Annotated in this window: 28 protein-coding genes; all 28 read left to right on the top strand. The window is 64.9% G+C overall.

Annotation, left to right across the window (positions count from 1 at the left end):
* Window positions 1-131 precede the first annotated feature (131 nt).
* The 28 genes from JET14_RS12930 to JET14_RS12795 all read left to right on the top strand — a co-directional run bounded on the left by JET14_RS12930 (window position 132) and on the right by JET14_RS12795 (window position 22,971).
* Window positions 132-611 carry a YcgN family cysteine cluster protein gene (locus JET14_RS12930; RefSeq protein WP_200334036.1) on the top strand — a complete coding sequence of 160 codons (480 nt, stop codon included), beginning with the start codon at window positions 132-134 and terminating at the stop codon, window positions 609-611.
* A gap of 104 nt (window positions 612-715) precedes the next feature.
* Window positions 716-1,060 (top strand): carboxymuconolactone decarboxylase family protein, encoded by a 345-nt coding sequence (locus JET14_RS12925; protein ID WP_200334034.1) that lies wholly within the window; start codon window positions 716-718, stop codon window positions 1,058-1,060.
* Window positions 1,061-1,255: 195 nt separating this feature from the next.
* Entirely contained in the window at window positions 1,256-1,744 is a 489-nt protein-coding gene (locus tag JET14_RS12920; RefSeq protein ID WP_200334032.1) for a hypothetical protein, read from the top strand.
* Entirely contained in the window at window positions 1,656-2,981 is a 1,326-nt protein-coding gene (locus tag JET14_RS12915; RefSeq protein WP_200334030.1) for a DNA-packaging protein, read from the top strand. Before JET14_RS12920 ends, JET14_RS12915 begins: the two co-directional genes overlap by 89 nt.
* An 84-nt stretch (window positions 2,982-3,065) precedes the next feature.
* Window positions 3,066-3,383: a Dabb family protein gene (locus JET14_RS12910; RefSeq protein WP_200334028.1), complete on the top strand. Its 318-nt coding sequence runs from the start codon at window positions 3,066-3,068 to the stop codon at window positions 3,381-3,383.
* A gap of 80 nt (window positions 3,384-3,463) precedes the next feature.
* Window positions 3,464-4,621 carry a phage portal protein gene (locus JET14_RS12905; RefSeq protein ID WP_200334027.1) on the top strand — a complete coding sequence of 386 codons (1,158 nt, stop codon included), beginning with the start codon at window positions 3,464-3,466 and terminating at the stop codon, window positions 4,619-4,621.
* A 30-nt stretch (window positions 4,622-4,651) separates the two neighbouring features.
* A complete protein-coding gene (locus JET14_RS12900; protein WP_200334026.1) occupies window positions 4,652-5,338 on the top strand; it encodes an HK97 family phage prohead protease in 687 nt (228 codons plus the stop codon).
* A gap of 40 nt (window positions 5,339-5,378) precedes the next feature.
* Window positions 5,379-6,608: a phage major capsid protein gene (locus JET14_RS12895; protein ID WP_200338089.1), complete on the top strand. Its 1,230-nt coding sequence runs from the start codon at window positions 5,379-5,381 to the stop codon at window positions 6,606-6,608.
* Between the two features lie 75 nt (window positions 6,609-6,683).
* Window positions 6,684-7,250, top strand: coding sequence for a head-tail connector protein (locus JET14_RS12890; RefSeq protein ID WP_200334025.1), 567 nt, complete (start codon window positions 6,684-6,686; stop codon window positions 7,248-7,250).
* Window positions 7,250-7,579 (top strand): phage head closure protein, encoded by a 330-nt coding sequence (locus JET14_RS12885; protein WP_200334024.1) that lies wholly within the window; start codon window positions 7,250-7,252, stop codon window positions 7,577-7,579. Before JET14_RS12890 ends, JET14_RS12885 begins: the two co-directional genes overlap by 1 nt.
* The gene (locus JET14_RS12880; RefSeq protein WP_200334023.1) at window positions 7,576-7,983 is read left to right on the top strand and encodes a DUF3168 domain-containing protein; all 408 of its coding nucleotides are present in this window, start codon (window positions 7,576-7,578) and stop codon (window positions 7,981-7,983) included. Before JET14_RS12885 ends, JET14_RS12880 begins: the two co-directional genes overlap by 4 nt.
* Before the next feature lie 34 nt (window positions 7,984-8,017).
* Window positions 8,018-8,428 (top strand): phage major tail protein, TP901-1 family, encoded by a 411-nt coding sequence (locus JET14_RS12875; RefSeq protein WP_200334022.1) that lies wholly within the window; start codon window positions 8,018-8,020, stop codon window positions 8,426-8,428.
* On the top strand, window positions 8,425-8,805 hold the full coding sequence (locus JET14_RS12870; protein ID WP_200334021.1) for a gene transfer agent family protein: 381 nt from the start codon (window positions 8,425-8,427) through the stop codon (window positions 8,803-8,805). The genes JET14_RS12875 and JET14_RS12870 overlap by 4 nt, the downstream gene beginning before the upstream one ends.
* Window positions 8,730-9,032, top strand: coding sequence for a rcc01693 family protein (locus JET14_RS22965; protein ID WP_200338088.1), 303 nt, complete (start codon window positions 8,730-8,732; stop codon window positions 9,030-9,032). The genes JET14_RS12870 and JET14_RS22965 overlap by 76 nt, the downstream gene beginning before the upstream one ends.
* Window positions 9,032-9,610, top strand: coding sequence for a phage tail tape measure protein (locus JET14_RS12860; RefSeq protein ID WP_200334020.1), 579 nt, complete (start codon window positions 9,032-9,034; stop codon window positions 9,608-9,610). The genes JET14_RS22965 and JET14_RS12860 overlap by 1 nt, the downstream gene beginning before the upstream one ends.
* Window positions 9,611-9,620: 10 nt before the next feature.
* Entirely contained in the window at window positions 9,621-10,262 is a 642-nt protein-coding gene (locus tag JET14_RS12855; RefSeq protein WP_200334019.1) for a DUF2460 domain-containing protein, read from the top strand.
* The gene (locus JET14_RS12850; protein WP_200334018.1) at window positions 10,259-11,149 is read left to right on the top strand and encodes a DUF2163 domain-containing protein; all 891 of its coding nucleotides are present in this window, start codon (window positions 10,259-10,261) and stop codon (window positions 11,147-11,149) included. The genes JET14_RS12855 and JET14_RS12850 overlap by 4 nt, the downstream gene beginning before the upstream one ends.
* Window positions 11,146-11,580 carry an NlpC/P60 family protein gene (locus JET14_RS12845; RefSeq protein ID WP_200334017.1) on the top strand — a complete coding sequence of 145 codons (435 nt, stop codon included), beginning with the start codon at window positions 11,146-11,148 and terminating at the stop codon, window positions 11,578-11,580. Before JET14_RS12850 ends, JET14_RS12845 begins: the two co-directional genes overlap by 4 nt.
* A 110-nt stretch (window positions 11,581-11,690) precedes the next feature.
* A complete protein-coding gene (locus JET14_RS12840; protein WP_200334016.1) occupies window positions 11,691-15,545 on the top strand; it encodes a baseplate multidomain protein megatron in 3,855 nt (1,284 codons plus the stop codon).
* 16 nt (window positions 15,546-15,561) lie between these two features.
* Window positions 15,562-15,771, top strand: coding sequence for a hypothetical protein (locus tag JET14_RS12835; protein ID WP_024706489.1), 210 nt, complete (start codon window positions 15,562-15,564; stop codon window positions 15,769-15,771).
* A 142-nt stretch (window positions 15,772-15,913) separates the two neighbouring features.
* Window positions 15,914-16,159 (top strand): hypothetical protein, encoded by a 246-nt coding sequence (locus tag JET14_RS12830; protein ID WP_246750653.1) that lies wholly within the window; start codon window positions 15,914-15,916, stop codon window positions 16,157-16,159.
* 60 nt (window positions 16,160-16,219) lie between these two features.
* On the top strand, window positions 16,220-16,882 hold the full coding sequence (locus JET14_RS12825; protein WP_200334015.1) for a response regulator transcription factor: 663 nt from the start codon (window positions 16,220-16,222) through the stop codon (window positions 16,880-16,882).
* Entirely contained in the window at window positions 16,879-18,258 is a 1,380-nt protein-coding gene (locus JET14_RS12820; RefSeq protein WP_200334013.1) for a sensor histidine kinase, read from the top strand. The genes JET14_RS12825 and JET14_RS12820 overlap by 4 nt, the downstream gene beginning before the upstream one ends.
* Before the next feature lie 164 nt (window positions 18,259-18,422).
* Entirely contained in the window at window positions 18,423-18,833 is a 411-nt protein-coding gene (locus JET14_RS12815) for a hypothetical protein (RefSeq protein WP_246750308.1), read from the top strand.
* Window positions 18,834-18,939: 106 nt separating this feature from the next.
* Window positions 18,940-20,076, top strand: coding sequence for a c-type cytochrome biogenesis protein CcmI (ccmI, locus tag JET14_RS12810; protein ID WP_200334011.1), 1,137 nt, complete (start codon window positions 18,940-18,942; stop codon window positions 20,074-20,076).
* Window positions 20,073-20,516, top strand: coding sequence for a cytochrome c maturation protein CcmE (gene ccmE / locus JET14_RS12805; RefSeq protein ID WP_200334009.1), 444 nt, complete (start codon window positions 20,073-20,075; stop codon window positions 20,514-20,516). The genes ccmI and ccmE overlap by 4 nt, the downstream gene beginning before the upstream one ends.
* A complete protein-coding gene (locus JET14_RS12800; RefSeq protein ID WP_200334007.1) occupies window positions 20,513-22,510 on the top strand; it encodes a heme lyase CcmF/NrfE family subunit in 1,998 nt (665 codons plus the stop codon). The genes ccmE and JET14_RS12800 overlap by 4 nt, the downstream gene beginning before the upstream one ends.
* Window positions 22,507-22,971 carry a cytochrome c-type biogenesis protein gene (locus JET14_RS12795; protein ID WP_200334006.1) on the top strand — a complete coding sequence of 155 codons (465 nt, stop codon included), beginning with the start codon at window positions 22,507-22,509 and terminating at the stop codon, window positions 22,969-22,971. Before JET14_RS12800 ends, JET14_RS12795 begins: the two co-directional genes overlap by 4 nt.
* Window positions 22,972-22,985: the final 14 nt, after the last annotated feature.

Raw genomic sequence — 22,985 nt, 5'->3', positions numbered from 1 at the left:
TTGAGCGAAAGTGATAAGACCTTGGTTGAAGGCAGCGAAGGCTTACCTTTGGCAGATGTGCTCCGTTCGCGGGTTGAACACCGGCAGCCGCTGACGCATATAGCCACCTTCAAGACGAAGGTGATCCGGACATGGCCGACAGGGCAGAAGAACAGCAACCGTTCTGGAAGACGAAACGGCTCGAGGAGATGGACGCCCGCGAATGGGAAAGCCTCTGCGACGGCTGCGGACTTTGCTGTCTCAACAAGCTGGAGGACTGGGAAACGGGCGAGGTGGCCTTCACTTCGGTCGCCTGTCGCCTGCTGGACGGGCACTCCTGCCAGTGTTCCGACTACGAGGACCGGTGGAAGACGGTGCCGGAATGCATTCAGCTCGACGTTCAGGGCGTCAGGGATATTCCCTGGCTGCCGCCGACCTGCGCCTACAGGCTGGTGCATGAGGGACATGATCTCTACTGGTGGCACTACCTCGTTTCCGGCGACCGCGAGACCGTGCACCAGGCCGGCATTTCCGCGCGCGACCGGACCGTGAGCGAGATGGAGGTGCCGGTGGAGGACTACGAGGACTATATCATCGAATGGCCGGTGCTGACGGGGGAGAAGACGGGCTGATTCGGTTTCTGTTGGTGCGGGCGCCGCTTGACCCAGCGCAATGCGGGAGCGGCGAGAGACCTTATGTATTCATCCTCGTAAGTATGAATATAAGGATCCTCCCAATGGCCACCGATTATCTTCAGATGACTGCCGATGTTTCGAAGCAGACCGCCGTGCTTCGCAAGGACATTCCCGACACCATGAGCGGTTTTTCGGCAATGGCGGGGGCCGCCTGCAAGGCGGGCGCGCTGGATGCCAAGACCAAGGAATATATCGCGCTCGGCATTGCCGTGGCGCTGCGCTGCGAGCCCTGCATCGCCTTTCACGCCAAGGCCCTTGTCAAGCTTGGCGTGACCAAGGCGGAATATGAGGAAGTGCTGGGCGTCGCCGTCTACATGGATGGCGGGCCGGGGCTGATGTATGCGGCCCATGCGCTGGAGGCGTTCGACCAGTTCTCGGCGAAATAAGAAAAAGATCACAAAATAGGAAAATAATCCTTGACGGCGTTACGGTCGTCTGCTAGGTTTTATCTACAGTCGGAAATTTGCGGCGATCGGGGATCGCAGCGGTTTCAAGGCTTCCGTCAGATTTTTCAAAGCCCGGTTCTCGCCGGGCTTTTTTGTTGCCGGACGGCTGCCGCGAATGGGCAAGAGGAGAATTTCGTGGTCGACCATGAAACATTCGATATTTCGCTGTTCGGGCTCTGGCCGCGCACGCCGCGCTATGAGGGTGATCCCGCGACGCACCGCGCCCATGCGGGCTATCACGCGATCGAACCGAAGGCGCGGCGGGCGACTGGCGATGACGATCTCAGGCTGCTGCTGAACGATCTGACCGTCGAGATGCGGGCGCAGTTCGCCTTTTTCCGCAAGCTCAGGATGGCGGCGGTCAAAAAGGGCCGGGAGGGAGACGATGCGGATGTGCGCGGCGAGGTGAAGGCCGCGGCCGATGCGGTGGCGCTGATCATCCGCACGCTGGAAAAGGCCGACGAATTGCAGCGCCGGCTCGCCGAGAGCCGCCGCGACGCCGAGGAACGCGCACTCGATCTGAGGACATATGAAGATGCCAAAGCCCATTTCCTCGACCTCATCGAAAAGCGGGCCGAAGAACTGGCAGAAAGGCGCATCGCCGAGCGCGCCGGCGACCGATGATCGCTATGCCCTTGTCAGCGCGCTTTCCCGCGACTGGGCCTTTCTGGGGCGGCCCGAACAAATGCCGCCCGCGTGCGACTGGCGCACATGGCTCCTGATGGGCGGGCGCGGTTCCGGCAAGACGCGGGCCGGCGCGGAATGGGTGCACGCACTGGCGCTTTCAGGCGGAGCGAAATGCGACCTGCGCATTGCCCTGGTGGCCGAGACGCTCGGGGATGCGCGCGAGGTGATGATCGACGGCGTCTCCGGCATCTGCCGGATCGCGCGGCGGATGGCGCCGGTGCTGGAGATCACCCGCCGCCGGCTGGTCTGGCCGAATGGCGCGGTGGCCTATCTTTTTTCCTCTGAAGATCCGGAGGCGCTGCGCGGGCCGCAATTCCACTTCGCCTGGTGCGACGAATTGGCGAAATGGCGTTATGGCCAGGAATGCTGGGACATGTTGCAGTTCGGCTTGAGGCTGGGCGCGCGGCCGCGCCAGATGGTGACGACGACGCCGCGCGCCGTACCGCTTTTGAAGAAGCTGATGGCGGAGAGCGACACGACGCTGACGCGGATTTCGACGGCGGACAATCATGCCAATCTGGCTCCGGGTTTCCTGAAGACGCTCGCAAGCCGCTATGGCGGCACGCGTCTCGGCCGGCAGGAACTCGAAGGGGAAATGATCGAGGACCGCGAGGACGGTTTGTGGCGGCGGGGAGAGCTTGAGACTGTCGTCTCCCGCAACGCGATGGCAACCGGGCGTATCGTGGTTGCCGTCGATCCGCCTTCCGGTTCCGGCCGCCGTTCGGTCTGCGGCATCGTGGTCGCGGGCGGCATGGAAAACGGCGGCGCGCTGGTACTGGCCGACTGCTCGGTCGAGGGCGGCACGCCGGCCGAGTGGGCCCGCGCCGTTGTCGAGGCCTATCGTCGGTTTGATGCCGACCGCGTGGTTGCGGAGATCAATCAGGGCGGCGACATGGTGACGGCGATGCTGAAAAGCGTCGATGAGCGCCTGCCGGTGTCAACGGTGAGGGCGCGGCGCGGCAAGTTTCTGCGCGCCGAGCCGGTTGCCGCGCTTTATGAGCAGGGCAGGGTGCGCCATGCGGGGCATTTTGCCCGGCTTGTCGACCAGATGTGCGATTTCGGGCCGGACGGACTTTCCGGCGGCCGCTCGCCGGACCGGCTCGACGCGCTGGTGTGGGCGCTGACGGCGCTGCTTCTGGAGGGCGACGGCGTGCCGCGCGTGCGGGGCGTATGAAAGGCCATTGGCGCTTGCACCGCACAATGGCCCATGCTAGCCGAATGCCGCAACCGGCCTTTCAGGGCGCAACGAGGTTTTCGCATGATCAGACATATCGTTTTCTTCTCGGTGCCCGAGGGCGGCGACGCCGATCAGATCGAGGCCGGCCTTTCGATCCTGACGGAAAACCCGCATGCGACGCTTCTGGAGATCGGCCGCAACACGCGCAGCGATCTTTATGACGAGAAGGTCGATTTCGTCGTCTATGGCGAGTTCGAGGACGAGGCGGCGCTTGCTGCCTATCGCGAACACCCGCTCTACAAGAAGTCGACGGCGCTTGTCCGTCCACTCCGCGAGATGCGCATTGCCGCCGATTACGACACGGCAAAGGCCGTGCGGCATGCGCGTCCGACGGACTGATGTCCGATCTGCATTCCGACTGACAGGCCTCGGTTTTCCGGGGCCTTTTTCGTTTCAAAGCAAGAATAAGGGGAGGCGGCATGAAAATGCCCTTTCATCTGCCGGGCAGGCGCCCGGCCGAGCCCGTCGGCGTGCCCGACAAAAAGGCGGCGACGATGCTCTCCGCCATCGCCTTCAGCGGCGAGGCGCGCTGGTCCGGCCGGTCCTATGCCGCCCTTGCCCGCGAGGGGTTCATGAGGAACCCGGTGGCCCACCGCGCCGTGCGTCTGATCGCGGAAGCCGCAAGCGCCATGCCCTGGCAATTGTTCGACAACGGCACGCTCGTTTCCGATCACCCGCTTCTGTCGCTTCTGAAGCGTCCGAACCGGCGCATGTGCGGCGCGGATTTTCTGGAGGCGCTGTTCGGCGTGCTCCTGCTTTCGGGCAACGCCTATATCGAACCCATCATACTGGGTGAGGATTTGCGCGAGCTGCACCTGCTGCGGCCGGACCGCGTCCGCGTGATCGAGGGCCGCGACGGTTGGCCGGAGGCCTATGAATATCGCGCCGGAAACCATGTGACCCGTTTCGCGGCGGAGGGCAAAGGGCTGACGCTGCTGCATATGCGGCTGTTCCACCCGCTCGACGACCACACGGGGTTTTCGCCGCTTGCCGCCGCGCAGATGGCGCTCGACCTGCACAACGCCGCTTCCGTCTGGAACAAGGCGCTGCTCGACAATTCGGCAAGGCCTTCGGGCGCGCTGGTCTATCAGCCGAGGGATGGCGGCAATCTGACCGAGGAACAGTATGAGCGGCTGAAACAGGAGCTGGAGGAAGGCTATGCGGGCCCGGTGCGCGCCGGCCGACCGTTGCTTCTGGAGGGCGGGCTCGACTGGAAGGCAATGGGGCTGACGCCGCGCGACATGGATTTCACCGAGGCGCGCAATGGTGCTGCCCGCGACATTGCGCTTTCCATCGGCGTGCCGCCGATGATGCTCGGGATTCCCGGCGACAATACCTATTCCAATTATCAGGAGGCCAACCGCGCCTTCTACCGGCTGACCGTCTTGCCGCTGATTGCCCGCACGGCCGCTTCGCTGACGGCCTGGCTGGAGCCGGTTTACGGCGCTGGGCTGCAGCTCGAGCCGGATCTCGACCAGGTTCCGGCGCTTGCCGCCGAGCGCGATGCGCTCTGGGCGCGGGTCGGGGCTGCCGAATTCCTGACCGACGAAGAGAAGCGCGCGGCCGTGGGGTACTGACACATGCAAGAGCATTCAGGAGGAGCCGCGATGGGCGAGGGATCGATGCTGGCCGATGAACTGAAATATGCCGATCTGTCGCTGACAGACCTTGCCGGGGACGGCTCGTTTTCCGGCTATGCGAGCCTCTTCGGCGAGGTCGACCTGGGCAAGGACATGATCGAGCGCGGGGCGTTTTCACGCTCGCTGCAAAAGCGCGGCGCCGAGGGCGTGCGCATGCTCTTCCAGCACGATCCTTCCGAGCCGATCGGGGCCTGGCGCAGGATTCGCGAGGACGGGCGCGGCCTTTATGTCGAGGGCGTGCTTTCCCCGGACGTGGCGCGGGCCCGCGAGGTGCACGCGCTGATGAAATCCGGCGGCCTCGACGGACTTTCGATCGGCTTTCAGACCGTGCGCGCCAAGACGGATGCGAAGACCGGCGTGCGCCGGGTGCTGGAAGCGGACCTCTGGGAAATATCGATCGTCACCTTTCCGATGCTGCCGTCGGCACGCATTGCCAGCGTGAAGCAGGCCGGTGACGCATTTCCCACCATCCGGGAATTCGAGCGATGGCTGACGCGGGATGCCGGCCTTAGCCGAAAGGCGGCGCGCCGGCTTCTTGCCGGCGGCTACGAGGCGCTGGTCGGCGGGCGGGATGCGGCCGGCGGCGATGACGAGATGGACAACGAACGCCTGCTCGGCCTGCTTCGCCGGGCACGGCGGATGATGTCGTCCTGAAGTTTTTCAAAGAGAGGAATTCATCGTGACCGATGCGAAGATGAAAGCGGCGCCCGAGATCAAGAGCGCGCCCGCGAGTATTGCCGAGGCCTTCGAGGCCTTCATGTCGAGCTTCGAGGCGTTCAAGGACGCCAATGACCGAAGGCTGGGCGAGATCGAGAGCAAGATGGGCGAGGATGTGCTGACCCGCGAAAAGGTCGACCGCATCAACCGCGCCATGGATGCCCAGGCCCGCCAGCTCGACGAGATGCAGCTGAAGCGGGCGCGACCGGCGCTTGGACGCGGAACGGGCCTTGCGGCTGCCGAGCACAAACAGGCCTTCGAGAACTATATCCGCCGCGGCGACGACCACGGCCTTCGTGCGCTGGAGGCCAAGGCGATCTCGACGACCGAAAGCGACGGCGGCTATCTGGTGCCGGAGGAAACGGATACGGAAATCGGCCGCAGGCTTTCCGCCGTTTCGCCGATCCGCCGGCTGGCAACGGTGCGCCAGGTTTCCGGCGCGGTGCTGAAGAAGCCGTTCATCGCGTCCGGCTTCACCGCCGGCTGGGTCGGCGAGATCGCCGACCGCGACCAGACGGCAACGCCCGATATTTCCGAGCTGTCGTTCCCGACCATGGAGCTTTACGCCATGCCGGCGGCGAGTGCATCGCTGCTTGACGATGCGGCGGTTGATGTCGAGAACTGGATTGCCTCGGAGATCGACATCGCCTTTGCCGAGCAGGAGGGCGCGGCCTTCGTGAACGGCAATACAGCGAATACGCCCAAGGGGTTCCTGAGCTACGCGACGGTCGCCGACAACGCCTGGGAATGGGAGAAGATCGGCTATATCGCCACCGGCGTCGATGGCGGCTTCAAGGCGGCCGATCCCTCCGACACGCTGATCGAGACGATCTATGCGTTGAAGGCGGCCCACCGCCAGAACGCTCATTTCGTCATGAACCGGAAGACGCAAGGGACGATCCGCAAGTTCAAGGATGATGACGGCAATTATCTCTGGCAGCCGCCGGCGAGCCTCGGCCAGCCGGCCTCGCTGATGGGCTTTCCCGTGACCGAAGCGGAGGACATGCCCGATATCGGCGTTGATTCCATGTCGATCGCGTTCGGCGATTTCGCTGCCGGTTATCTGGTGGTCGATCGCGCCGGCGTGCGGATCCTGCGCGATCCCTATTCCGCCAAGCCCTATGTGCTGTTCTACACGACCAAGCGCGTCGGCGGTGGGGTTCAGAACTTCGAGGCGATCAAGCTGGTGAAGTTCGGCGACATGTGATCCGCCACGACGGGAGCAATGCGCGCCCCGGCAGTTTCTGCCGGGGTTTTTAAATGGCAGAAGGACGATTTCGCGATGAGCTATGCCCTGATCACGCCGGCCGCCGAAGAGCCGGTGACCCTTGCCGAGGCCAAGGCGTTTCTGCGTCTCGACGGCAGCCATGAGGATGCGCTTCTCGGCGACCTTATCGCCACGGCCCGCGACTATCTGGAGATGGTGAGCGGGCTTTCGCTTGTCACGCAAGAATGGCGGCTCTACCGCGATGACTGGCCGGCGAGCGGAATGGTGTCGCTTGCCCACGGGCCGGTGCAGTCGGTCGGGACGGTGACGGTCTATGACCGCGAGGGCGCTGCTTCGGCGGTGCCGCAGGATCAGGCGCGGCTGGACGGCCGCGCGCGTCCGGCCCGCTTCTATATGCCGGGACTTGCCGGCCGGAAGACGGGGCTCAACGGCATCGAGGTTGATTTCACGGCCGGTTTTGGTTCCGCGGCCGATGTGCCGGATGTCGCCAAACAGGCGATCCTGCGGCACGTCGCCCATATGTTTTCCTTTCGCGGCGTCATTGCCGCCGATCAGCAGCCCGCCGGCGCACCGGAGGGCTATGACCGGCTGATCGCGCCGCTGAAGGCCTGGAGGCTGTGATGGTGACGCTTGATCCCGGCGCCTTCTCCCACCGCCTTGACCTGATGACGCCTGTGGCGACGCCGGACGGACAGGGCGGCGCTACCATCACTTATGCGTTTCTCGCCCGGGCCTGGGCCAGGGTCGAGCCGCTTTCGGTCTCCTCCAGCGAAGAGGCCAATGGCGAAACCTTTCGGGTGACGCACGAAATCTGGCTTCGGGCGCGCGGCGATCTCGTGCCGGGCATGCGGTTGGTGCGGGGCGGGCGCATCTTCAGGCTCGCGGGCTTTCGCGATCCCGACGAGACGGGCCGCTACACCGTCTGCCGCTGCGAGGAGGAGAGGCCATGAGTTCGGCAGAAAACGCGCTCCTGAGCGCAATCCACGCGCAGCTTGCAAATGACGCCGCGCTGACGGTGCTGATCGGGCCGGATGCCATCTTCGATCGGTTGCTGAGCCGGCCGCAACTGCCGGCGATCGTCTTCGGCGAGTGCGAGACGCGCGACTATTCGACGGCAACCGAGGCCGGCTGCGAGCACCTTCTCACGCTCGAGATCTGGTCGGAGGCGCATGGACGCAAGGCGGTGCAGGCGATCGAGGCGCGGGTCAGGGCGCTGCTGCACGATGCGGCGCTTTCGCTCTCCGGCTTCGCTCTCGTCAGCCTGCTGCACCGCGCGAGCCGGGTGCGGCGGGTGGCGCGGACCGGCTATTTCCTTGCCGAGATGCGCTTTCGCGCCGTGACCGAGCCTGTTTGAGACAAATCCTTTTCGATTGACCACGGAGATCACGATGACAGCCCAGAAGGCAAAGGACCTGCTGCTGAAGCTGCATAACGGAGCCGCCTACGAGACGGTCGCCGGCCTCAGGTCGAAGGCGTTGCGCTTCAACGCCGAGACTGTGGATATAACCGATTCTGAAAGTGCGGGGCGCTGGCGCGAACTGCTTGGCGGTGCCGGTATTCAACGCGCCTCGCTGACGGCAAGCGGCATCTTCAAGGACGCGGCCTCCGATGAGACGGTGCGCGCGGCCTTTTTTGCCGGGGCGCTTGTGAGCACTGAGATCGTCATTCCCGGCTTCGGCACGCTCTCCGGCCCCTTCCAGTTCACCTCGCTCGAATATTCGGGCCAGCACAACGGCGAACTGCAGTTCGACGTCGCGCTGGAATCGGCCGGAGCGATCAGCTTTGGAGCGCTCTCGTGACGATCGGCGGAAAGGGCGGGCGCGCCAACCGTCATCGCGGCGAGGTGGAGGCGGTGATCGACGGAGAACGCCGCATTCTGTGCCTGACGCTCGGCGCGCTGGCGGAGCTCGAGACGGCGTTTTCGGCGGATGGCCTCGGCGACCTCGGCGGGCGTCTCGGGGCCGGACGTCTGCGGGCGAAGGACCTGATCGCCATCATCGGCGCCGGTCTTCGCGGCGGCGGCAACGCCATCGATGACGACGAGGTGGCGGCGATGAGCATGGAGGGCGGCGTGGCCGCCTATGCGAAACTGGTCGGCGAATTGCTGACCGTGACCTTTTCTGGAGGGGAGGCCGGGCGCGCGCCAGCGAGTGCGACACGGCCGGACCCTTCCTAGCCGCAGCGGCAGGTCCCGAACCTCCCGGCGCCGAGCCTTTCCCCTGGCGCTCGGCGCTGCATACGGGACTTTGCCTGCTGCGGCTGAAACCTGAGGACTTCTGGTCCCTGACGCCCGTCGAGTTTGCGGCCATGAGCGGCGCCTTCGCGCCGGCAGGACCTTATCCGACGCGCGCGGGGCTGGAAGAGATGATGATGCGCTATCCCGACGATGCGAGGAAAACGTGATGGAACCAGGCGACGATTATGCAGAGGCGGTGCACGGGGCGAGCGCGCTCTATGACGTGCTTGTCGACCTGGAAGCGCAGTCCGACCGGTTTTCGACAGCGATCACCGGCGCGCTCAAGGATGCGACGCTTTCCGGCAAGGGGCTGCAGAGCGTTCTCGGCGACCTCGGTCGGCGACTTTCGGAACTCGCGCTGAGCTCGGCGCTGAAGCCGCTTGAGAACGCGATCTCCGGCCAGATCGGCAATCTCGCCGATGGCCTGATCCAGGTCGTCGCCCATGCCAATGGCGGCGTGCCGGGCCGGATCACGCCCTTTGCCGATGGCGGCGTCGTTTCGCGCCCGACCTATTTTCCGATGAGCGGCGGGCTCGGGCTGATGGGCGAGGCCGGCAGCGAGGCGATCCTGCCGCTGAAACGCGGGCCGGACGGCGCGCTCGGCGTATCGGCATCCGGGGGCGGCGGCGGGCCGCAGATCGTCTTCAACGTCACGGCCCAGGACGCCGCGAGCTTCCAGAAAAGCCAGGGGCAGATTTCCGCGATGCTGGCAAGGGCGGTGCGCACCGGCCAGCGCAATCTTTGAAGGAGGCATGATGAGCGCGAGCTTTCACGAGGTGCGCTTTCCGCTGCGGCTGTCGCTTTCCGTCAGCGGCGGCCCGGTGCGGCGCACGGATATCGTCAGCCTGTCCAACGGACGGGAGAACCGCAACCAGCGCTGGCGGAATTCCAGGCGGTCCTATGATGCGGGCTCGGCCCTGCGTTCGGTTGCGGACCTTTACGAACTGACGGCGTTCTTCGAGGCGCGCGGCGGCGAGCTTTACGGCTTCCGCTTCCGCGATCCGGTGGATTTCAAGTCCTGCGGCCCTCTGGCCGACCCCGGACCGACGGACCAGCGGATCGCAAGCGGCGACGGATCCACGGCAACCTTTCAACTGGTCAAGACTTACGGCGATCCTGCGGCTTCGTTCGTCAGGACGATCGAAAAGCCCGTGGCGGGGTCTGTCCGGGTGTCCGTCGACGGCGTCGAGGTCCCCGGCTCCGACTTCTCCGTCGATACGACGACCGGCATCGTGACCTTTACAGCCGCCGCAATACCGGCTGCGGGAACGGAGATATTCGCCGGCTTCTCCTTCGATGTTCCGGTCCGCTTTTCGATCGACCGGATCGACATCAACATGAAGGCCTTCAATGCGGGGAGCGTGCCTTCGGTTCCGCTGACGGAGATCATGCCATGAGAACACTGGACGCGGCGCTCGCAGCCCATCTTGGGCAGGATGCGACAACGGTCTGCCACTGCTGGCGGCTGACGCTTCGGAACGGAAGCGTGCTTGGTTTTACCGAGCATGACCGGGATCTTGTGTTTGCGGCAACACAGTTTCAGGCGGCAAGCGGTTTTCTCTCCTCGGGCTTCGAGGCAGAAGAAGGGCTCGCCGCGAGCACCAACGAAGTCGTTGGCGGCTTTTCCAGTGACGCGATTTCCCAGGAGGCGCTGGCCCGGGGCGATTATGACGGCGCTCGGGTCGAGGTCTTTCTCGCCAACTGGCAGGCGCCCGAACAGCATCAGCAGCTTCAGGTTCTGGAGATTGGCGAGGTGTCGCGCGAAGGCGGCGGTTTCAAGGCCGAACTGCGTTCGCGCGCGCATCGCCTGTCGCAACCGCAGGGGCGCAGTTTCACGCGGCGCTGTGACGCGGTTTTCGGTGATGCCGCCTGCGGATTCGATCCCGACAGCGCCGGCTTTTTCGCCACGGGGACGGTTCTGGCCGTCGAAAGCGAAACCCGGCTGGTGATCGCCGGGACGGGCGCTTTCGCCGAGGGATATTTCGCCCACGGCACGGCGCGTCTCGAAAGCGGCGACCTTGCCGGCCGCAGCTTCGACATCGACGGGAATGCGCCCGTTGCCGCCGGCATGCGCGTCGATCTCTGGCTGCCGCTCGAGCATCTGCCCGAGACCGGCGATCAGGTGCGCCTGACGGCTGGGTGCGACAAGGCCTTCTCCACCTGCCGGACGAAATTCGGCAACCACCTGAATTTCCGTGGCTTTCCCCACGTGCCGGGCGCCGACTTTGCCTATTCCTACGTGAATGGCGAGAGCGCCCATGACGGGAGCCCGCTGTTCAAATGACGGTGACGGGAGACCGCGCCGTTGCCGAGGCCGAGAAATGGATCGGCACGCCCTACCGGCATCAGGCGGCAGAGATCGGCGTCGGCTGCGATTGCCTGGGGCTCGTTCGCGGCGTCTGGCGCGCACTTTACGGCGCGGCGCCGGGCATCGACATTCCCTATGCGCCGGACTGGGCCGAGCGCAGCGGAACCGAGCGGCTGCTCGAGGCGGCGACGCGCTATTGCGGACCGGCTCTCGGTCCCGATGAAATGTTGCCGGGCGATATCCTGCTTTTTCGCTGGCGTCGGCAGTATGCGGCCAAGCATGCCGGGATCCTCAGCGGGCCGGATCATTTCATCCACGCTTACGAGCAGGCGGGCGTTATCCGCTCCCCGCTCGTCCCCTCGTGGCGGCGCCGGATCGCCGGCGTCTTCCGCTTTCCCGCGCTTTAGCCGGAGGACATCGACCAGGGCCTCGCCTTGGCGCGGTCGTTGAAAATCCAAACACGCATATCGCGCCGGCGGCAAGCGGGCGCGCTGTTCTTCTCGTCGAGGTTCAACTCATGGCAACGATCCTATTTCAGGCGGCAGGCGCCGCATTTGGCAGCGTTCTCGGACCGTTCGGCGCCGTTGCCGGGCGGGCGCTGGGCGCGCTCGCCGGCGCGGCGGTCGACGGATCCATCTTCTCCGGCGGCCGCAGGGCAGCCGGCCGCCATTTGCCGACCGCCCGGGTTGGCGGCGCGGAGGAGGGCGTTGCCATTCCGCGCGTCTACGGCGCGTCGCGGGTGGGGGGAACGCTGATCTGGGCGACGCGATTCGAGGAAGACGTGGTCGAGGAGCGCGCCGGCGGCAAGGCGTCGGGCTCGACGCTCGAGAGCTTTGCTTATTACGGCAATTTCGCCTTCGGCATTTGCGAAGGCCCCGTCGCCGCGATCCGGCGGGTCTGGGCGGACGGGCGCGAGCTGGACCTGACCGGTATCGAGATGCGCTTCTATCCGGGCGATGACAGCCAGTTGCCCGATCCCCTGATCGAGGCCAAGCAGGGCGCCGGCAACGCGCCCGCCTATCGCGGGCTTTGCTATGTCGTCTTCGAACGCCTGCCGCTCGACGGATTCGGCAACCGCATCCCCGTGATCCAGTTCGAGGTGCTGAAGCCGACGGGTACACTCGAGAGCCGGGTGAAGGCCATCGCCATCATTCCCGGCGCGACCGAACACGGGCTCTGCCCTTATCCTGTCACAGAATCGCTCGGCCGCGGAAGCCAGCGGATCATGAACCGCAACACGCTCACCCGCGCGACCGACTGGGAAGCCTCGATCGACGAACTGACCGCGCTTTGCCCCAATCTGGAGCGCGTGGCCTTGGTCGTCACCTGGTTCGGCTCGGACCTGAGGGCGGGGGAGTGCCGCATTCTGCCGGGCGTGGAAACGCCGTTTCGGGCCGAGGAGAGCACGCCCTGGTCGGTTTCCGGCCTCAGGCGCGACGAGGCGCATGTGGTGAGCACGCATGAGGGCGGACCGGCCTATGGCGGCACGCCCAACGATGCCGGGCTGATGGCGGCGATCGCAGACCTGAAGGCGCGCGGGCTGAAGGTGTTTCTCTATCCCTTCATCATGATGGACGTGCCTGCGGCCAACGGCCTGCCCGACCCCTATGGCGGCGCGGAGCAGGCCATCTATCCCTGGCGCGGCCGGATCACCTGCCATCCCGCCAGAGGCGTTTCCGGCTCGAGCGACCGGACCGCGACCGCGAGGGCGCAGGTGGAGGCATTTCTCGGCACGGCCGAGCCGCATCACTTTACGCCGGGACCGACGGGTGTCACTTTTGCCGGCACGGATGCCGGATACCGGCGTCTCATCCTGCACTATGCGCATCTCGCCGCCGCTGCCGGAGGCGTGGATGGGGTCATCATCGGCTCGGAACTCAAGGGCCTGACCTCGATCCGCGACCAGAATGACGCCTTTCCCTTCGTCGAGGCGCTGATCGAGCTTGCGGGGGACGTGCGAAACATCCTCGGACCGGATACGGCTCTTACCTACGGCGCGGACTGGAGCGAGTATTTCGGTTTCCATCCGGACGATGGCAGCGGCAATATCTACTTCAACCTCGATCCGCTGTGGGCGAGCCCCGATATCACCGCTGTCGGCATCGACAACTACATGCCGTTGTCGGACTGGCGCGATGACGACCTTGCTTCGGAGAATCCTGACGGGTTCAAGAGCGCGACCGATCCGGCCGGACTTGAAGGGCAGATTGCGGCGGGCGAAGGATACGACTGGCACTATATCGACCAGGCGGACCGGGTAACGCGACGACGCACGCCGATCACCGACGGGCTTGCGGACAAGCCATGGGTCTACAGATACAAGGACCTTGCGGGCTGGTGGTCGAACAGGCATTTCGACCGGATCGGCGGCAGCGAGGCAATTGCGCCCACCGCCTGGGTTCCCATGGAAAAGCCGATCTGGTTCACCGAGCTCGGATGTCCGGCCGTCGATAAGGGAAGCTGCCAGCCGAATGTCTTTGCCGATCCGAAATCGGCGGAATCCGCCTATCCCCATTTCTCGAGCCGCCGGCGCTCCGACGACGAGCAGCGCCGCTTCCTGGAAGCGCATCTTGGGCATTGGTCGGGCGCCAGCGCGCCTGCCGGCATGGTCGATCCCGACCATATTTTCCTCTGGTGCTGGGACATCCGGCCCTATCCGGCCTTTCCGCAGAACGATGCGCTGTGGAGCGACGGCGCCAACTGGACGACGGGGCACTGGCTGAACGGCAGGCTGGGGGCGACCACGCTTGCCGACGCCGTGCGCGCGCTTCTTGCCGATCACGGTTTCAACGATTGCGACACGCGCCTGCTGAGCGGTGATCTGACAGGCTACCTGCAGGCCGATATCGATGCGGCGCGCGACCTGATCGAGCCGCTGCTCTCGCTCTATTCCGCGGACTGTATCGAAACGGCCGACGGCCTGGTGTTCCGTTCGCGCCAGCGCGCCAGTCTTTCGCCGCGCGTGATCGATATTGTTGCCGAGCGCGACGCCGATGCCGGTCCGTGGCGCGAGACGCGGCTTCACGGCAGCGATATACCGGGCGAGGCTGCCGTCACCTATTTCGATCCGGAGGCCGGTTACGCGCAGGCAAGCGCCCGCGCGAGCCGCGCGACGACGGCCAGCGATCGGGTGCTCCGGTTCGCATTGCCGACGGTCCTTTCGGAAGCGACGGCGCTGGAGCGGGCCCTCGCGCTGCTGCGCGAAAGCCGTTGCGGAATGCGGACCCTGCAGATTGACCTGTCGCCGCAGGAGCGCGCTCTGGAAATCGGCGATGTGTTCCGGCTCGAAGGCGGCCCGGCCGGACGCTTCATGGTGACGCGGCTTGAGGTCGCCGAGACGATCCGGCTGGAGGCGCGGTCGTTTTCACCTTCTGTCGGCACTGTCCCGGGCGCCGGCGAAAACGCGCGCCTTGCGCATGACGCCGCCTCGGAGGGTTTCTCGCCGAGGGTGATCTTTCTCGACCTTGCGCGCGACGCACCGGGACCGGCCGAGGATTTCGCCCGGGTCGCGGTCTTCTCCCGCCCCTTCCGCCGTGCGTTCGTGGCCTCCTCGTCGACGGATGAAGGTTATCAGCCCGGCGCGGTCATCGACAGGCCGGCGGCAACGGCGCGGCTTGCCGCCCCGCTTCAGCCCGGGGCGAGCGGGCGGTTCGACTTCACCCGCGCCCTCGTCGTCGATCTGGATTTCGGCGGTCTCGCATCGGCGACGAGAACGGCCGTGCTGAATGGCGAGAACCGCATTGCCGTGAGGGCCGTCAATGGCGTGTTCGAGATCATCGGCTTTCTGCGGGCCACGGAAATCTCGTCCGGGCGCTGGCGGCTGGAGGGCCTGTTGCGCGGTCTTCACGGAACCGAGGACGCCATGCTGGCGGGCGCGGAGACGGGCAATGACGCCGTCGTTCTCAACGCCTCCGTTGTCCCGGTCGGGCTTGGCAGCAGGCATGTGGGGCTATCGCGGAACTATGTCGTCGAAACCGCCAATGGCCAGGCCGATCCGCGCGCGCCCTATCAGTTTGCCGGGGGCATCAGGGCGGAGACGCCTCTGTCGCCGGTGCACCTGAAGGTTCGGCGTCTCGATTCCGGTGATCTGGCCTTCAGCTGGGTGCGGCGCTCCCGCCTCGACGCTGATGACTGGGCCGCTGCGGACATTCCGAAGGACGAGGACGCCGAAGCCTATCGCCTGGAGATTTTCGCCGGCGCAACCTTGCTGCGCAGCATCGAGACTGCCTTGCCGCAATGGCTCTATCCGGAGGTCGATCAGCTTGCCGATTTTGGTGCTTCGGCGACCCATTTTTCGCTCCGGCTTCGTCAACTGGGGCGGAAGGTACCGCTCGGCACGGCCCTCGTCCGCACATTTTCACTTGTAGTCTGAACAGAAAGGAAATCACATGGACAATACGAAGAAATGGTATCTTTCGAAAACGGTGTGGGGCGCGCTCCTCGCCATCGCCGCACCCCTCTTCCAGATGGGCGGCCTCTATCTGGACGACGGCACGCAAAGCGAGCTGGCCGCCTCCATTGCCACGCTCGCCGGCGCTTCCGGCGGGCTGGTCGCGCTTTTCGGCCGGATAGCGGCCAAGGGCACGCTGAGCCGCTGACGCACGGCGCGATAACCGGCTGCCGGGGCCAAGCGCTCCGGCAGCCGTGGGTTTTGCCTGCGTCTACGGGACTATTCATTTGCAGTTCAGCCAACTATTCTTATCAGAAAGAGCAAAGTGAATTTCTTTGGGAAACATTATGATGCGCAAGACAATGCTTGCATTGCGGATGGCGCCGGCCGCCGGCCTGCTCCTTGCCGCTCAGACCGGCGGCGCAATCGCTGCCGACTGCGCGGCTGCGGCGGCGGCGGTCGTCAGGAGCACCGGCGGAGAGTTGTTGTCCGCGGTGCCGACGCAGGACGGCAGCAGCTGCCAGGTGACCGTCATTATCCCCGCAAACAACGGAAATATGCCGCGCAAGATTACCCGAACCGTTCCCGCGAGCTGATCGTCCCGCGGCCCTTGCGCCTTGCCGAAGTCCCTGTCCGCAAACAGTGAGTTGACCGACATGCGTATCCTCCTCATCGAAGACGATGAAAACCTCAACCGGCAGCTTGCTCAGATGCTGAGGGAGGCCGACTACGTTGTCGATTGTGCCTATGACGGCGTCGAGGGGCATTTCCTCGGCGACACGGAACCCTATGATGCCGTGATTCTCGATATCGGCCTGCCGGCGCTGGACGGCGTGTCTATTCTGGAAAAATGGCGCGCCGCCGGGCGCAAGATGCCGGTCTTGATTCTCACGGCGCGCGATCGCTGGAGCGACAAGGTTGCCGGCATCGACGCCGGCGCCGACGACTATGTGACCAAACCCTTCCACATCGAGGAAGTGATGGCGCGCATCCGTGCGCTCATTCGGCGGGCGGCCGGACATGCGGCCAGTACGATCTCCTGCGGGCCGATCGCGCTTGACGTGAAGGCCTCCAAGGCGACGCTCAACGGAGAGTTGCTGCGCCTGACCTCGCATGAGTACAGGCTGCTGTCCTACCTGATGCACCACCAGGGCGAGGTCGTCTCGCGCACGGAACTGACCGAACATCTCTACGATCAGGACTTCGATCGGGATTCCAACACGATCGAGGTCTTCGTCGGACGTCTGCGCAAGAAGATCGGGCCGGAATGGATCGAGACGGTCCGCGGTCTCGGCTACCGCATGCAGGTGCCTGAATGAAATGGGCAAACTCCCTGACGCTGCGCTCCCTGGCGCTGACGACGGTCTGGTTTGTCATCGCGCTTCTGGTGATTGCGGTGGTGATTTCCGCGCTCTACAGAAATGCCGCCGAGCGCGGTTTCCGCCAGCTTCTGCAGGCCGAGATGTTCAATGTCGTCAACTCCGTGTCGATCGACGAGGACGGGGACCTGACCGGCGCGCCGCAGCTCGGCAACCTCAGCTACAAGCAACCGCAGACCGGCTGGTACTGGGTGGTCGATCCGCTTTATGACGACAATAGAGAAGCACTGCGCTCCCCCTCGCTCGGGGGGGAGGAACTGCCGCTCAAGCCGGTCAGCGAAGTGCCGTATGACGGCGACTTTCGGCGAACCTATGTCGTTCGCGACGACCATGACAACGAGTTGGCGGTGATCGAGACGGTGGTCGTGATGGACGATCAGAACCGGGCGACCCGGGTGCGCGTGTCGGGCAACCGCGATGCGGTGGACAATGACGTGCGCTGGTTCTCGCGCCGGCTCTATATCGCTCTCGCGCTCTTCGGCATCGCCAGCATTCTCCTGAACGGGTTGATCATTCTGTGGGCCCTGCGTCCGCTGGACAGGGCCCGCGCGGCGCTCAGCACCATTTCCGAACAGGGCGACGGCGAAATGAAAGGCGCCTTTCCCGTCGAAATCCAACCGCTCGCCGACGAAATCAATGCGCTTCTTCGCAATAACCGCACGATCGTCGAACGCGCGCGCATGCAGGTCGGCAATCTTGCCCATTCGCTGAAGACGCCGATTGCCGTGCTTTTGAACGAGGCGCAGGCCATGGGCGGGCAGGGCGGCAAGCTGATCGCGTCGCAGGTCGTGATGATGCAGGCGCAGGTCCAGGCCTATCTGAACCGGGCGCGGATTGCCGCGCAAACCGAATCGGTGCTGACGCGCTGTGAGGTGGAGCCCGTTCTGGAGCGCCTGGTCCGCGTGATGCGTCGACTGAACCCCGATACGCATTTTGTGCTCGCCTGCGCCCCGGGTCTTGTGCTGGCGGTAGAGCAGCAGGACATCGAGGAAGTGGTCGGCAACCTGCTTGAGAATGCCGCCCGTTTTGCCGAGGGCGAGGTTCGGGTGGACGTCCTGAGGATGGAGGGCGGTGCGGAAGCCGGAGAGTGGGCGGAAATCACGGTTGTCGACGATGGCCCGGGACTGACGCCCGAGGAGATCCGCAGGGCGATGAAACGCGGCCAGAGGCTTGACGAAAGCGGATCGGGTTCCGGGCTCGGCCTTTCCATCGTCGACGACATCGTGCAGGCTTATGGCGGCCGGTTCGAGTTGACGGGGCTTGAGGGAGCCGGACTTCACGCACGCATCGTGCTGCCGGCGAAACTCAAAAAATAGCCGTTCCGCTTGGCCGGGCGGTCGGTCCGGCGAAATCTGGCCATAATCTGTTTCTAGGTCCAAGGACGCATCAGTCCATGCTATGCCTTGCCCGCACCTTGGAGCCGCTTTGTCCCGCGCCGTGGGGCGGAACCAATTCATGACGTTCAGGGGGTCACAACATCGTGCAACGGATCATTCTGCTCGCCGCCGCCGCCATTGCGGTTTCGGGTTGCGCCACAACCGACACCGGGGTTCCCACCGGCGTGGCACCCGCGCCCGCATCCCGGCAAGCCGTTCCCGCTGTCGCTCTGGAAGGCGGACTGGTGGAGCGCGCGGGCGTCGCCCTTTCGCCTGCCGACCGCGCGAAAGCCCTGCAGGCAGAACAATACGCGCTCGCCTCCGTTCCCGCAGGCGAAACGGTCACCTGGCAGGGGCGGGATGCCACGGGCAGCGTGACCGCGGCCAGTCCCTATCAGGTAGGGGACCAGAACTGCCGGCAATACACGCAGCGCGTGAACATCGATGGCCGGGAATATGTCGGACGCGGCGCTGCCTGTCGCGGCGAAGACGGGCTGTGGGCGCTGCTGAATTAGCCGCGTCCCTCGCGCTCTTCCCTGCTGCGACCTTTTGCGGCAGATTGCGCCGATAAAGCTTTAGTGTGTTGGCTAATGTCCGGCGGTAGCGTACGAAGACATCGTTATGATTTTCGCCATTCCAGCCCTTGTCGTCTTCCTGGCCGCGGCCTTCGCGGTCGCCCTGCCGCTGCTGCGCAAACCCGCAGGCGGGGGCGAAGGGCCGGTTGCCGGCCAGTCCGCCGTCTATCGCGATCAATTGCGCGAGATCGAGCGCGAAAAAGCCGAAGGGTTGCTCAGCGACAAGGAATACGAAGCGGCGCGGGCCGAGATCGGTCGACGCCTCCTGGCTGTTTCCGACAAGGGGAACACTGCTCCAGAGCGCAGCGCCGGCCGCCGCGCGACGGCCTGGGGGACGGCTGCCGCGATCCTGGTTCTGATGGTCGGGTCGGCTTTGCTCTATCCCGTTCTCGGCACGCCGGGCGCGCCGGACCAGCCGCTTGCCGCGCGCGTGAATGCCGACGAACCCGACCTTGCCGTGTTGGTGGCGCGCGTGGAGCAGCATCTTGCGGAAAACCCCGAGGACGGACGCGGGTGGGATGTGATCGCGCCGATCTATCTGCGCGAAGGCCGGTTCGAGGCGGCAGAGAACGCCTATGCCAATGCGATCCGCGTTTCGGGCGCGACCGCCGATCGGCTGGCCGGGCAGGGGGAAGCCATCGTCGCCATGGATGCGGGGATCGTGACGGACCAGGCGCTCGACCTTTTCCGCAAGGCGGAGGCGCTCGACCCCAATGAACTGCGGGCGCTGTACTTCATGGCGCTTGCCGCCGAGCAATCGGGAGACAGCGCCGTGGCGGCGGAGCGTTTCAGGCGTCTTGAGAACGCGCTGCCGGAAGGGTCGCCCTGGCGCGACATGGTTGACCGCCGGATCGCGGCCAACAGCGGCGGGCGTCCTGCCGACGGCGTGGTGCCGAACGGACCTGACGAAGAGGCGGTGGCGGCCGCGTCCGAGCTTTCCGATGAGGCGCGTGCCGACATGATCGACGGCATGGTCGCCGGTCTTGAGCAGAGGCTCGAAGACAATCCGGATGATATCGACGGCTGGATGCGTCTGATCCGATCCTATAGTGTTCTCGGAAACGAGGAAAAGGCGGTTTTGGCCCTCCGGCAGGCGATCGGTTACTTCGGAGGGGACAGCGCGCAGGGTGCAAGGCTTGAGGCCTTTGGAGCCTCGCTGCGGTTATCGGGAGCAGAGCGTTGAATCGCAAGCAGAAAAGGCTGACTGTCATCGCTGGAGGCGTCGGTTTCATTGCCGTCGCCGTGCTGCTGGTGCTGTTTGCGCTCAGCCGCAGCGTTTCCTATTTCTACATGCCGTCCGACCTTGCCGAAAAGCCGGTCGGCGAGGGGACCCGTATCAGGCTTGGCGGGCTGGTCGAGGAGGGGTCGATCAAGCGCGTGGAGAACTCCAATGTTCTTTTCACCGTGACGGATGGTTCCGGCGCGGTCGAGGTGCGGTATGCCGGCATCCTGCCTGATCTCTTTCGTGAAGGTCAGGGCGTGGTAACGGAGGGCCGTTTTGACGGCGACGGCGCGTTTCATGCCGACACGGTACTTGCCAAGCACGACGAAAACTACATGCCCAAGGAAGTCGCCGACCGCCTGAAGGAAGACGGGGTCTGGGAGGGGGAGGCGAGCCAGTGACGGTTGAACTCGGCCTGTTCTCGCTGATCCTTGCGCTCGCCGTTGCGCTGGCGACGTTCGTGGTGCCCGCAATCGGCGTCAGGCGCAACGACCCGCAACTGATGTCGGTCGCCGTGAGCGGAACGCTGACGCTGTTCGCCCTTGTGGCGACATCCTTCGGCGTTCTGATCCGCAGTCATCTGGTGTCCGATTTCTCCGTGCGCAATGTCTGGGAGAATTCGCACTCGCTGATGCCGCTGGTCTACAAGTTCTCCGGCGTCTGGGGCAATCACGAGGGATCGATGATGCTCTGGCTTTTGATCCTGACGCTGTTCAGCGCGCTTGTTGCCGCATTCAGCCGTAATCTGCCTGATGATCTCAGGGCCAATGTGCTCTCGATCCAGGCATTGATCGCGACGGCGTTCCTCTTTTTCATCCTGTTCACCTCGAACCCGTTCCTGCGGATATTTCCGGTGCCGGGAGAGGGGCAGGATCTCAATCCTATCCTGCAGGATTTCGGCCTCGCGATCCATCCGCCCTTGCTTTATCTCGGTTATGTCGGCTTCTCCGTGTGCTTTTCGTTTGCGGTCGCGGCGCTTATCAGCGGGCGGATCGACGCGGCCTGGGCACTGTGGGTCCGGCCGTGGGCGCTTCTGGCCTGGCTGTTCCTGACGGCCGGCATCGCGATGGGCTCCTACTGGGCCTATTACGAACTGGGCTGGGGCGGCTGGTGGTTCTGGGATCCGGTCGAAAATGCCTCCTTCATGCCTTGGCTTGCCGGCACAGCGCTGCTGCATTCCGCCCTGGTCATGGAAAAGCGCGAAGCGCTGAAGATCTGGACCGTGCTCCTGTCGATCCTGACCTTCTCGCTGTCGCTGCTCGGAACCTTTCTCGTCCGATCCGGCGTTCTCACCTCGGTGCACGCCTTCGCGACCGACCCGACGCGCGGCATCTTCATTCTCGCCATCCTTGCCTTCTTCGTCGGCGGCTCGCTGGCATTGTTCGCCTTTCGCGCACCGCTCCTGCGCGCCGGCGGCCTGTTTTCGCCGATTTCGCGCGAGGGGGCGCTGGTCTTCAACAATCTCATTTTGACGGTGGCTACGGGAACCGTGCTGACCGGCACGCTCTATCCGCTGGTTCTCGAAACGCTGACCGGCGACAAGATTTCCGTCGGCCCGCCCTTCTTCAACATGACCTTCGGCGTGTTGATGATCCCGCTTCTGCTCGCCGTTCCCTTTGGTCCGATGCTGTCGTGGAAAAGGGGTGACCTGAAGGCCGCGGGCGAGCGCCTGATGGTCGCCGCAGTTCTGGCGCTCGTTCTGGCTGCCGGTTTCATCTACTACCATTCCCGCGGCCCGGTTCTCGCGGGCCTTGTCATCGCGATCGCCTTCTTCCTGATGTTCGGCGCGGCAAGCGATCTCTGGTATCGCTCGGGTTTCGGCCGGATGCCGATGGCGCGGGCATGGCCGCGATTTGTCGGCCTTCCGCGTTCCGCCTTCGGCGCGGCGCTCGCCCATTTCGGCCTCGGCGTGACGGTTCTCGGCATCGTCGCGGTCTCGCTCTACGAGACCGAGGCGGTTCTGGAGATGACGCCCGGAATGAGCGTGGATGCCGGCGGCTACACGGTGACATTCGACGGCATCACACCCGTCAGGGGTCCCAACTATGTCGATGAACGGGGCGCGTTCACGATTGCCCGAGACGGCCGGCCTGTCACCGAAAGCTTTTCGGCCAAGCGGGTCTATCTCGCCAACAACATGCCGACGACCGAGGCCGGCATCTCAACCTTCGGTCTCAGCCAGCTCTATGTCTCGCTCGGAGATGAGCGCGCCGATGGCGCCTGGGTCGTCAGGGTGTGGTGGAAACCGTTCATCCTGTGTATCTGGCTCGGCGGCGTGGCCATGGCGCTTGGCGGCGTGGTTTCGCTGACCGACCGGCGACTACGCGTCGGCGCCCCCGCGCGCAGCCGCAGGCGCACGATGGACGCGGCCGCGCATGCGGGGGCTGCGGAATGAAGTTTGCCGCCCTTCTGGTCGTGGTTCTGCTCCTGGCGCCCCTGACAGCGGCCCAAGCCGTGACGCCTGACGAAGTGCTGGACGATCCGGCACTCGAAGCGCGGGCCCGCGAAATTTCCGCGGAACTGCGCTGCATGGTCTGCCAGAACCAGTCGATCGATGATTCGAATGCCGACCTCGCGCGTGACCTGAGGCTTCTGGTGCGTGACCGTCTTGTCGATGGCGACAGCAATGAGGAGGTCATCGACTATGTGGTCTCGCGCTACGGCGAATTCGTGCTGCTGAAGCCCCGCTTCTCGCCCAAGACATGGCTTTTGTGGGGCGCGCCGGCGCTGCTGGTCGTGATCGGCGGCATCGTGGTGTGGCGCCTTTCGAAGTCGCGTCGCGCGCCGGATCGCCCGCTTTCCCCAGCGGAGGAGGAGCGCCTCGAGCGGCTTCTCGCGGACGGCGACGACAATTAACAATCCGTCATTTT

The sequence above is a fragment of the Martelella lutilitoris genome (assembly GCF_016598595.1).
Lineage (GTDB): Bacteria > Pseudomonadota > Alphaproteobacteria > Rhizobiales > Rhizobiaceae > Martelella > Martelella lutilitoris_A.
This window is presented reverse-complemented; position numbering and strand designations above follow the sequence as displayed.

Coding starts and splice junctions, on each gene's coding strand:
- JET14_RS12930 (WP_200334036.1), top strand. CDS start 132: ATGGCCGACAGGGCAGAAGAACAGCAACCGTTCTGGAAGACGAAACGG.
- JET14_RS12925 (WP_200334034.1), top strand. CDS start 716: ATGGCCACCGATTATCTTCAGATGACTGCCGATGTTTCGAAGCAGACC.
- JET14_RS12915 (WP_200334030.1), top strand. CDS start 1,656: ATGCCAAAGCCCATTTCCTCGACCTCATCGAAAAGCGGGCCGAAGAAC.
- JET14_RS12910 (WP_200334028.1), top strand. CDS start 3,066: ATGATCAGACATATCGTTTTCTTCTCGGTGCCCGAGGGCGGCGACGCC.
- JET14_RS12905 (WP_200334027.1), top strand. CDS start 3,464: ATGAAAATGCCCTTTCATCTGCCGGGCAGGCGCCCGGCCGAGCCCGTC.
- JET14_RS12900 (WP_200334026.1), top strand. CDS start 4,652: ATGGGCGAGGGATCGATGCTGGCCGATGAACTGAAATATGCCGATCTG.
- JET14_RS12895 (WP_200338089.1), top strand. CDS start 5,379: ATGAAAGCGGCGCCCGAGATCAAGAGCGCGCCCGCGAGTATTGCCGAG.
- JET14_RS12890 (WP_200334025.1), top strand. CDS start 6,684: ATGAGCTATGCCCTGATCACGCCGGCCGCCGAAGAGCCGGTGACCCTT.
- JET14_RS12885 (WP_200334024.1), top strand. CDS start 7,250: ATGGTGACGCTTGATCCCGGCGCCTTCTCCCACCGCCTTGACCTGATG.
- JET14_RS12880 (WP_200334023.1), top strand. CDS start 7,576: ATGAGTTCGGCAGAAAACGCGCTCCTGAGCGCAATCCACGCGCAGCTT.
- JET14_RS12875 (WP_200334022.1), top strand. CDS start 8,018: ATGACAGCCCAGAAGGCAAAGGACCTGCTGCTGAAGCTGCATAACGGA.
- JET14_RS12860 (WP_200334020.1), top strand. CDS start 9,032: ATGGAACCAGGCGACGATTATGCAGAGGCGGTGCACGGGGCGAGCGCG.
- JET14_RS12855 (WP_200334019.1), top strand. CDS start 9,621: ATGAGCGCGAGCTTTCACGAGGTGCGCTTTCCGCTGCGGCTGTCGCTT.
- JET14_RS12850 (WP_200334018.1), top strand. CDS start 10,259: ATGAGAACACTGGACGCGGCGCTCGCAGCCCATCTTGGGCAGGATGCG.
- JET14_RS12845 (WP_200334017.1), top strand. CDS start 11,146: ATGACGGTGACGGGAGACCGCGCCGTTGCCGAGGCCGAGAAATGGATC.
- JET14_RS12840 (WP_200334016.1), top strand. CDS start 11,691: ATGGCAACGATCCTATTTCAGGCGGCAGGCGCCGCATTTGGCAGCGTT.
- JET14_RS12835 (WP_024706489.1), top strand. CDS start 15,562: ATGGACAATACGAAGAAATGGTATCTTTCGAAAACGGTGTGGGGCGCG.
- JET14_RS12830 (WP_246750653.1), top strand. CDS start 15,914: ATGCGCAAGACAATGCTTGCATTGCGGATGGCGCCGGCCGCCGGCCTG.
- JET14_RS12825 (WP_200334015.1), top strand. CDS start 16,220: ATGCGTATCCTCCTCATCGAAGACGATGAAAACCTCAACCGGCAGCTT.
- JET14_RS12820 (WP_200334013.1), top strand. CDS start 16,879: ATGAAATGGGCAAACTCCCTGACGCTGCGCTCCCTGGCGCTGACGACG.
- ccmI (WP_200334011.1), top strand. CDS start 18,940: ATGATTTTCGCCATTCCAGCCCTTGTCGTCTTCCTGGCCGCGGCCTTC.
- JET14_RS12795 (WP_200334006.1), top strand. CDS start 22,507: ATGAAGTTTGCCGCCCTTCTGGTCGTGGTTCTGCTCCTGGCGCCCCTG.